The organism is Limnohabitans sp. Rim8 (genome assembly GCF_945901735.1).
Classification (GTDB): domain Bacteria; phylum Pseudomonadota; class Gammaproteobacteria; order Burkholderiales; family Burkholderiaceae_C; genus Limnohabitans_A.
In genome coordinates this window covers 72,334-79,543 of sequence record NZ_CAMDLM010000019.1, presented here as the reverse complement: position 1 = coordinate 79,543, position 7,210 = coordinate 72,334, and the positions used below count along the sequence as shown (strand labels likewise).

Here is a 7,210-nt window from a genome sequence, read left to right as displayed (position 1 = left end):
GGCTGACCACCCTGGTGGGCGATGCGGGTAAGCGCCTGCACACCGGCCGCAGCCGCAACGACCAGGTCGCCACCGACGTGCGCCTGTGGTTACGCAGTGAGATGGACCTGATCATTGATTTGCTGGCCGACCTGCAAAAGTCGCTGGTCGATGTGGCTGAGCAGAACGTCGAAGTCATCATGCCGGGCTTCACCCACTTGCAAGTGGCCCAACCCGTGAGCTTTGCGCACCACCTGCTGGCCTACGTGGAGATGTTCGGTCGGGATGCCGAGCGCATGAGCGACGTGCGCCGCCGCACCAACCGCCTGCCGCTGGGCAGCGCTGCTTTGGCGGGCACCACTTACCCGCTGGACCGCGAACGCGTAGCCCGCACCTTGGGCATGGTCGACGAAGCAGGCAACCCGCAGGTTTGCCAAAACAGCCTGGACGGCGTGAGCGACCGCGACTTTGCCATCGAATTCACCGCAGCTGCGAGCCTGTGCATGGTGCACATCAGCCGTTTCAGCGAAGAGTTGATTTTGTGGATGAGCCAGAACTTCGGTTTTGTGCGCATTGCCGACCGCTTCACCACCGGCTCGAGCATCATGCCGCAGAAGAAAAATCCCGATGTGCCAGAACTCGCACGCGGCAAAACCGGCCGCGTGGTCGGTCACCTGATGGGCCTGATCACCCTGATGAAGGGCCAGCCCCTGGCCTACAACAAAGACAACCAGGAAGACAAGGAGCCGCTGTTCGACACGGTGGACACGCTCAAGGACACCCTGCGCATCTTCAGCGAAATGGTCGGCGGCCAACTCAACCCCGCCACCGGCCAGAAAGAAGGCGGCATCACCGTCAACCCATCAGCCATGGAAGCGGCCGTCAAAAAGGGCTACGCCACCGCCACCGACTTGGCAGACTACTTGGTGAAAAAAGGATTGCCCTTCCGTGATGCCCACGAAGTGGTAGCCCACGCCGTCAAAACCGCCCAAGGTCTGGACGTAGATTTGTCAGAGTTGCCGCTTGCGACCCTGCAAAAGTTCGACAGCCGCATCGAAGCCGATGTGTTTGGCCCGCTCAGCCTGCAAGGCTCGCTGAACGCCCGCAACACATTGGGCGGCACGGCACCAGTGCAAGTGCGGGCGCAGATTGCTCGGCATCGCAGCCGTTTGGCCTGAAGGCCGCGCTATTTTTTCTGCACCGGGTTGGCCAGCAGCAAATGGGCGGGGTAGGCCCGCATGAACTCGCGTGCTTTGTCGATGGGGGCGCTGAGCCAGGCACCGTAAGCGCCCTCGTTCAGGATGGCGGGCATGCGTTTTTCGTTACCGTTTTGGCCATAGCGGTTCATCAGGGCGTGGCTGTTGGCGTTCACTGTGAGCAGAGTGAAGCTGACGATTTCTTCCTCGCCCTGCACCCAGCACTCCCACAATCCGGCCACACCCATGGGCTGGCCATCGACCCGCGCGATGCGTGTGGGCACCCCCTTGCCGCTGCGCCAGTCGTTTTCTAAAAACGCTTGCATAGGGATGATGCAGCGCTGCGCATTCAACCAGGTCTCGCGCGTGGGCGTGGCGGTGCTCATGGTTTCATAGCGGGTCACGGCCAACTTGGTGGACCGCAGCTTGGCGTCAGACGCCGACTTGACCCAGGTGGGCACCAGACCGAATTGGCCTTGGGCCAGTTCCATCACCAGCGGGCTGGCGGGGGCTTGAACGGGGGCGTCGTCAACTGGATCCTCGGCATGGGATTCAGAGGTCGGCACTTGGGCCTGTTCAGCCGCCAACACCGCCTTGCGGATGAAAAAACCCGGCTGTCGCGGCCAGACTTCTTTGCCCAGCAAGGCTTTGGGCGGAGCGATGCCAAAGGCCTCGGCGTACAGGTCGGGGCTTTTCAGGCATTCGTATTGGGTGCTCATGCGGTCGATGCTAACCGACCTGATACGCTCAGTAATCGATGACAAGACTTGCCTGCCCATGCTGATCCGCTTCAACAAGCCCTATGGCGTGCTCAGCCAGTTCACCCCCGAGGGGCGCTGGACCGGGCTGATCGACCACATCGACCTGCCCGGCGTGTATGTGGCGGGGCGCCTCGACGCCGACAGCGAAGGCTTGCTGCTGCTGACCGACGATGGACAGCTCCAGGCCAGAATTGCCGACCCGCGCTTCAAGATGGAAAAAACCTATTTGGTGCAGGTGGAGGGCGTGTTGACTCAGGCCGCATTGAACCAACTGATCCGGGGCGTGACGCTGAACGATGGCCCCACCCTGCCCGCCCGCGCCAGCGCGGTACAGCCGCCCGCTGAGCTGTGGCCGCGCAACCCGCCGATTCGCGAGCGCAAGAACATTCCGACTTCTTGGCTGGAGTTGGTGATTCGCGAGGGCCGCAACCGCCAAGTGCGCCGCATGACTGCCGCCGTGGGCTTGCCCACGCTGCGCCTGATCCGCACCGCGGTGGGGCCATACAACCTGGATCGCCTGCCCGCAGGCACTTGGCAGCAAATCTGAGTCCGGGGCATTGGCTTGCGCCGATGCGACGCCGGCGCCCGGCGTCTTCCTGCACAATCGCGCATCTTTTAACCCCAAATGAACACCCATGTCTGAATTGCTGAAAAAACTTGAATGGCGCTATGCCTGCAAAAAAATGGACCCGGCGAAAGCCGTTCCGCAAGACAAGGTCGATCGCATCGTCGAAGCGGCACGTCTGGCCCCCACGTCGAGCGGTCTGCAGCCCTTGGAAATCATCCTCGTGACCAACCCCGAAGTGCGCGAACAACTCAAGTCCGCCGCACGGGGCCAAGCCCAAGTCACAGACGGTTCGCACCTGCTGGTATTTGCTGCTTGGGACAACTACACCGCCGAGCGCATCAACATGATGTTTGACCTGACCAACGCCGAGCGCGGCGGCACCAACGAAGGCTGGGAAAACTACCGCCAGATGTTGCTCAAGAACTACCCGGCCCGCACACCCGAGGTGAACTACGAGCACGCCGCTCGCCAAGCTTATATTGCCTTGGGCGCGTCCCTGATCGCTGCGGCTTTTGAAGAAGTCGATGCCACGCCCATGGAAGGCTTTGACCCCAAAGCGGTGGACGAAATTTTGGGCCTGAGCGCCCGCGGCCTGCGCAGCGTGGTCCTCGTGCCCCTGGGTTACCGCGCAGCCGTTGGCGACTGGTTGGAGCACCTGAAAAAAGTGCGCCGCCCCACTGCGCAATTTGTGTCCGAAGTCAAATGATGGCCGCGCCCGCTGAAAACGGGCAGGCCTGATACCCCACAAAGCCGCAAATTCTGCGGCTTTGTGCTTTAACATCAAGCCTTCCCAAATCGGGATGCAACCCAAGGAAACACCATGGCCAAAGGCGAACAACGCAGCAACAAAATGGCCAAGAAGCCAAAGAAGGACACCGCGCCCCCCAAGACGTTCACGTCTGACCGCCCCATGGCACCGGCCACCTTTGTGGCCCCACGCGGTAAAGTCAAAGACAAGTGATCTTCTCAGCCGAGCACCTCGCTCGCTTCGCATGACCCCGATCCACGAAGACGAGCACCTGCTGGTGCTGGAAAAACCCAGCGGTTTGTTGTCCGTGCCCGGTCGCGGCCCGGACAAGCAAGACTGCCTGTCCAAACGGGTGCAGGGCCGCTACCCCGAAGCCCTGATCGTGCACCGCCTGGACCAAGACACCTCGGGCCTGCTGCTCATGGCCCGGGGCATTGAAGCCCAGCGCCGCCTGAGCAAGTTGTTTGAAACCCGCCAGGTCAAAAAACGCTATGCGGCGGTGGTGGCAGGCCAGCCTTCGCAATCCCAAGCGGCCATGGTGCCAGACGAAGACGGCTGGCGCACCATCGACGGCCCGATTTTGCTCGACTGGGAACGTCGCCCGCTGCACATCATCCACCCCGATGGCAAAGCCAGTCGCAGCCGCTGGCGTGCTCTACAAACCAGCGACAGCGCCAGCCTGATCGAGCTCGAACCCGTCACGGGCCGCACCCACCAGTTGCGCGTGCACCTGCAAAGCATTGGCCACCCGATGCTGGGCGACTCGCTGTATGCACCGCTGGACATTAAAGCGCTGAGCCCCCGCTTGCTGCTGCACGCACAAGAATTGGCCTTTGTGCACCCCTTCACCGAACAAGCTCTGGCATTCAAAGCCCCGGTGCAATGGTCGGCCACATTGCCGTTCATCACCTGAGTGGGCCACCACCCCAGGTCCAGTGCTCGACCGTAGGTCGGGCCTTTACGGTCCGACTGCCATCTTTTCGCGAAGCGACATTATCAAAGGGCGGTGGCGCACCGAAAATGTCGGACCTGAAGGCACCGACCTACGCAGTCAGGGCCTCGCCAACTCACGGGGTTTGGCAATGCGGCCCGACACCACGCCGCACAGCACCACCAGACCCATGCCCGTGAAGGCCAGCGCGTCGGGGATGTGGTCAAACAACCACCAGCCCATCAGCGTTGAAAAGCCCACCCCGGTGTAGAGAAAAGGCGACACCACCGAGGCCGGGGCTTTGGAAAATGCCACGATCAGCAGGTACTGGCCCAGGGTGGCGGCCAAGCCCACCAAGAGCAGGAGTGCCCATTCCTGCACGCTTTGTGGTGTGACCCAAGCGTTGAACACCAGCAGCGTGCTCACGGCCCAACCCACCCAGCCGGTGTACAGCTGCATCACGGCCGGGTCTTCGGTGCGCGTCATGTGGCTGGTCACGGCTTGGAACACCGCGTAAGTCAGCACCACCGTGAGCGCCATCCAGCCCACCGAACTGTCGACCTGCCCACCCGGGCGGATGACCAGCAGGGCCCCAATCAAACCGCCCACCACCATGAGCCAGCGCAGCGGCGAGACCTGTTCCTTCATGACAAAGCGGGCCAGCGCCGTGAGCACCAAGGGCGTGAGCATGACGGTGGCGGTGAACTCGGCCACCGGCATGCACTGCAAGCAGTAAAAGGCCAGCAGGCTGCAAGAGACCATGAGCAATCCGCGCAGCAACTGCCAACGCAGGCTGTCCGTGCGCCACATGGCGCGACCACGCACCGGGGCCAGCACCAGCGCGGTGCCCAGGGCCTGCACCGCGTAGCGGAACCACAGTACCATCACTGGCGTGACGCTGAGCATGACCCATTTGCTGGTGGCGTCGCTGAAGCTCAGGCTGGCCATGGCCAGCACGGCAAAGAAGATGCCGGGTCCCATCCAACAGGCTTGGGCAGAGGTTCGGGGCTGGTGCGGTGGGTGATTCACGGGTGGCAAGCGGTTCTTGAGACCAGCATCTTGGCACGCCCTTGCACCCAGAGCTGTCACGCACGGCCAAACCCTCTACAACAGCCTCGCGCCCTACAGGCCAACGCCGCTACACTCGCCAACCATGTCCCAAGAAATCCCTTTTTTCAATGCCCGCATCGCCCCCGACGGCGGCTGTTTTGACGCCTGGAAATCTCAGAGCCTGCTGGACTCGCTGGAGCAAGGCGGCCTGCAGTGGCCCAGCTCCTGCCGATCGGGCACTTGCCGCACCTGCATCGGGCAACTGGTCTCGGGTCAGGTGCATTACGAAATGGCCTGGCCTGGCCTCACGTCCGAAGAAAAAGCTGAGGGCTGGGTGCTGCCCTGCGTGGCACGGCCCCTCGGCGATGTGGTGCTGCAAGACCCATTGGCCTAACCCAGATACCCTTGTGCGTTAGGCCTCGTCCAGACCCAATTCCTGGATTTTTCGGGTGATGGTGTTGCGCCCAATGCCCAGTTTTTGCGCCGCCTCGATCCGTCGGCCCCGTGTGGTCGCAAGAGCCGCCTGAATCAGGCTAGTTTCAAAACGACGGGTGAGCGCGTCCCAAACATCGGTGCGGCCTGATTTGAGCAAGACCAGGGCCTCTTGCTCAAGGCCGGGCTCCCAGCCCATGTCCGCTGTGTTGACCTCCTGAATGTCAAAAGTTGTCGTCAAGTTCTGCGCGCGCAAGGACCGTTCATCACCGACAAGTTGGCCTGGCTCTGACAGGGCAAGTGGGGTCTCGGCCAAGCCTCCCTCTCCACCGCCAGAAGACAAGGCCGTGAATGCAGCAGACACAGCCCCGCGTGCGGACCCCAACACCTCAGGCGGCAAGTCTTTGACTTCAATTGTTTGCGTCGGCGCCATCACCGTGAGCCAGTGGCAAATGTTTTCCAGCTGGCGCACATTGCCAGGAAACTGGAAGTGACTCAGACGCTCCAGCGCAGCATCGTCCATGCGTTTGGGCTCAACGCCCAACTGATGAGCACTGCGCTGCAAGAAGTAACGCGACAGCACAGGCACGTCTTCGCGCCGCTCGCGCAGTGCGGGCAGGCGCAGGCGAATCACGTTCAGGCGGTGGTACAAGTCTTCGCGGAAACCGCCTTCCTTGACGCGCAGCTCCAGGTCCTGGTGGGTGGCAGCGATCACGCGCACATTGGCCTTGACGGCGCTGTGCCCGCCCACCCGGTAGAAGTGACCATCCGACAGCACCCGCAGCAAACGCGTCTGCAGATCAAAAGGCATGTCGCCAATTTCGTCCAGAAACAAGGTGCCGCCATCGGCCTGCTCAAAGCGGCCCCGGCGCGAGGCTTGGGCGCCCGTGAAGGAACCGCGCTCATGCCCAAAGAGTTCGCTCTCGAGCAGGTCTTTGGGGATGGCCGCTGTGTTGATGGCCACAAAGGGCTGGTTGGCACGTGGCGAGTGTTTGTGCAGCGCGTGCGCCACCAGCTCTTTGCCCGAACCCGACTCGCCCGTGATCAGCACCGTGACGTGGCTTTGCGCTAGGCGGCCGATGCCGCGAAAAACGTCCTGCATGGCCGGGGCCTGGCCCAGCATTTCGGGTGCGTCGGCCATTTTTTCTTCGGCCACGTCTTCGCGCTGGCTCTCACCCACCGCGCGGCGGATCAGCTCCACCGCTTTGGGCAAGTCAAAGGGCTTGGGCAGGTACTCGAAAGCCCCGTTTTGAAAGGCAGAGACTGCGCTGTCCAAGTCAGAAAACGCGGTCATGATGATGACCGGCAAACCGGGCATGCGTTGCTTGATGGCCGTGAGCAAATCCAGACCCGAACCGCCGGGCATGCGGATGTCGCTGACCAGCACCTGCGGGCCGTCACGCTCGCCCTCGGCCTCCAGCGCCTTCATCACCTCGCGCGGGTTAGTGAAACTGCGCGTCGGCAGGCCTTCGCGCAGCAGTGCTTTTTCGAGCACAAAGCGGATGGATTGGTCATCGTCTACGATCCAGATCGGCTTCATCAAAG

General features: G+C 62.2%; 9 protein-coding genes. 6 read left to right on the top strand and 3 right to left on the bottom strand.

Features of this window, described 5'->3' with window-relative positions:
- Positions 1-1,157: argininosuccinate lyase (argH, locus tag Q0O99_RS10895; RefSeq protein ID WP_293751281.1), on the top strand; the 1,157-nt coding region annotated here is incomplete at its 5' end.
- Between the two features lie 8 nt (positions 1,158-1,165).
- On the opposite strand, the gene Q0O99_RS10890 is transcribed toward argH, so the two are convergent.
- Positions 1,166-1,894: an SOS response-associated peptidase family protein gene (locus Q0O99_RS10890; RefSeq protein WP_293751279.1), complete on the bottom strand. Its 729-nt coding sequence runs from the start codon at positions 1,892-1,894 to the stop codon at positions 1,166-1,168.
- Between the two features lie 58 nt (positions 1,895-1,952).
- Between Q0O99_RS10890 and Q0O99_RS10885 the strand changes: the two genes are divergently transcribed.
- From Q0O99_RS10885 to Q0O99_RS10870, 4 genes are all read left to right on the top strand, one after another.
- A complete protein-coding gene (locus Q0O99_RS10885) occupies positions 1,953-2,483 on the top strand; it encodes a pseudouridine synthase (RefSeq protein WP_293751277.1) in 531 nt (176 codons plus the stop codon).
- Between the two features lie 88 nt (positions 2,484-2,571).
- The gene (locus Q0O99_RS10880; RefSeq protein ID WP_293751275.1) at positions 2,572-3,210 is read left to right on the top strand and encodes an NAD(P)H-dependent oxidoreductase; all 639 of its coding nucleotides are present in this window, start codon (positions 2,572-2,574) and stop codon (positions 3,208-3,210) included.
- 114 nt (positions 3,211-3,324) lie between these two features.
- Positions 3,325-3,465, top strand: a complete 141-nt coding sequence (locus Q0O99_RS10875) for a hypothetical protein (RefSeq protein WP_199224961.1) — start codon at positions 3,325-3,327, stop codon at positions 3,463-3,465.
- A 31-nt stretch (positions 3,466-3,496) separates the two neighbouring features.
- Positions 3,497-4,165 carry an RluA family pseudouridine synthase gene (locus tag Q0O99_RS10870; RefSeq protein ID WP_293751272.1) on the top strand — a complete coding sequence of 223 codons (669 nt, stop codon included), beginning with the start codon at positions 3,497-3,499 and terminating at the stop codon, positions 4,163-4,165.
- Between the two features lie 138 nt (positions 4,166-4,303).
- On the opposite strand, the gene Q0O99_RS10865 is transcribed toward Q0O99_RS10870, so the two are convergent.
- The gene (locus Q0O99_RS10865; protein WP_293751270.1) at positions 4,304-5,164 is read right to left on the bottom strand and encodes a DMT family transporter; all 861 of its coding nucleotides are present in this window, start codon (positions 5,162-5,164) and stop codon (positions 4,304-4,306) included.
- Positions 5,165-5,336: 172 nt separating this feature from the next.
- Here Q0O99_RS10865 and Q0O99_RS10860 point away from each other — a divergent pair, with 172 nt between their 5' ends.
- Complete coding sequence (locus Q0O99_RS10860) at positions 5,337-5,627, top strand: 2Fe-2S iron-sulfur cluster binding domain-containing protein (protein ID WP_293751268.1); 291 nt, start codon at positions 5,337-5,339, stop codon at positions 5,625-5,627.
- An 18-nt stretch (positions 5,628-5,645) separates the two neighbouring features.
- Here the strand turns inward: Q0O99_RS10860 and ntrC are convergent, their stop codons facing one another.
- Positions 5,646-7,205, bottom strand: coding sequence for a nitrogen regulation protein NR(I) (ntrC, locus tag Q0O99_RS10855; RefSeq protein ID WP_293751297.1), 1,560 nt, complete (start codon positions 7,203-7,205; stop codon positions 5,646-5,648).
- Positions 7,206-7,210 lie beyond the last annotated feature (5 nt).

What these genes read in the sequence shown, in the direction of transcription:
- Q0O99_RS10890 (WP_293751279.1), bottom strand. Translation starts at nt 1,894, where the DNA reads ATGAGCACCCAATACGAATGCCTGAAAAGCCCCGACCTGTACGCCGAG.
- Q0O99_RS10885 (WP_293751277.1), top strand. Translation starts at nt 1,953, where the DNA reads ATGCTGATCCGCTTCAACAAGCCCTATGGCGTGCTCAGCCAGTTCACC.
- Q0O99_RS10880 (WP_293751275.1), top strand. Translation starts at nt 2,572, where the DNA reads ATGTCTGAATTGCTGAAAAAACTTGAATGGCGCTATGCCTGCAAAAAA.
- Q0O99_RS10875 (WP_199224961.1), top strand. Translation starts at nt 3,325, where the DNA reads ATGGCCAAAGGCGAACAACGCAGCAACAAAATGGCCAAGAAGCCAAAG.
- Q0O99_RS10870 (WP_293751272.1), top strand. Translation starts at nt 3,497, where the DNA reads ATGACCCCGATCCACGAAGACGAGCACCTGCTGGTGCTGGAAAAACCC.
- Q0O99_RS10865 (WP_293751270.1), bottom strand. Translation starts at nt 5,164, where the DNA reads ATGGGACCCGGCATCTTCTTTGCCGTGCTGGCCATGGCCAGCCTGAGC.
- Q0O99_RS10860 (WP_293751268.1), top strand. Translation starts at nt 5,337, where the DNA reads ATGTCCCAAGAAATCCCTTTTTTCAATGCCCGCATCGCCCCCGACGGC.
- ntrC (WP_293751297.1), bottom strand. Translation starts at nt 7,205, where the DNA reads ATGAAGCCGATCTGGATCGTAGACGATGACCAATCCATCCGCTTTGTG.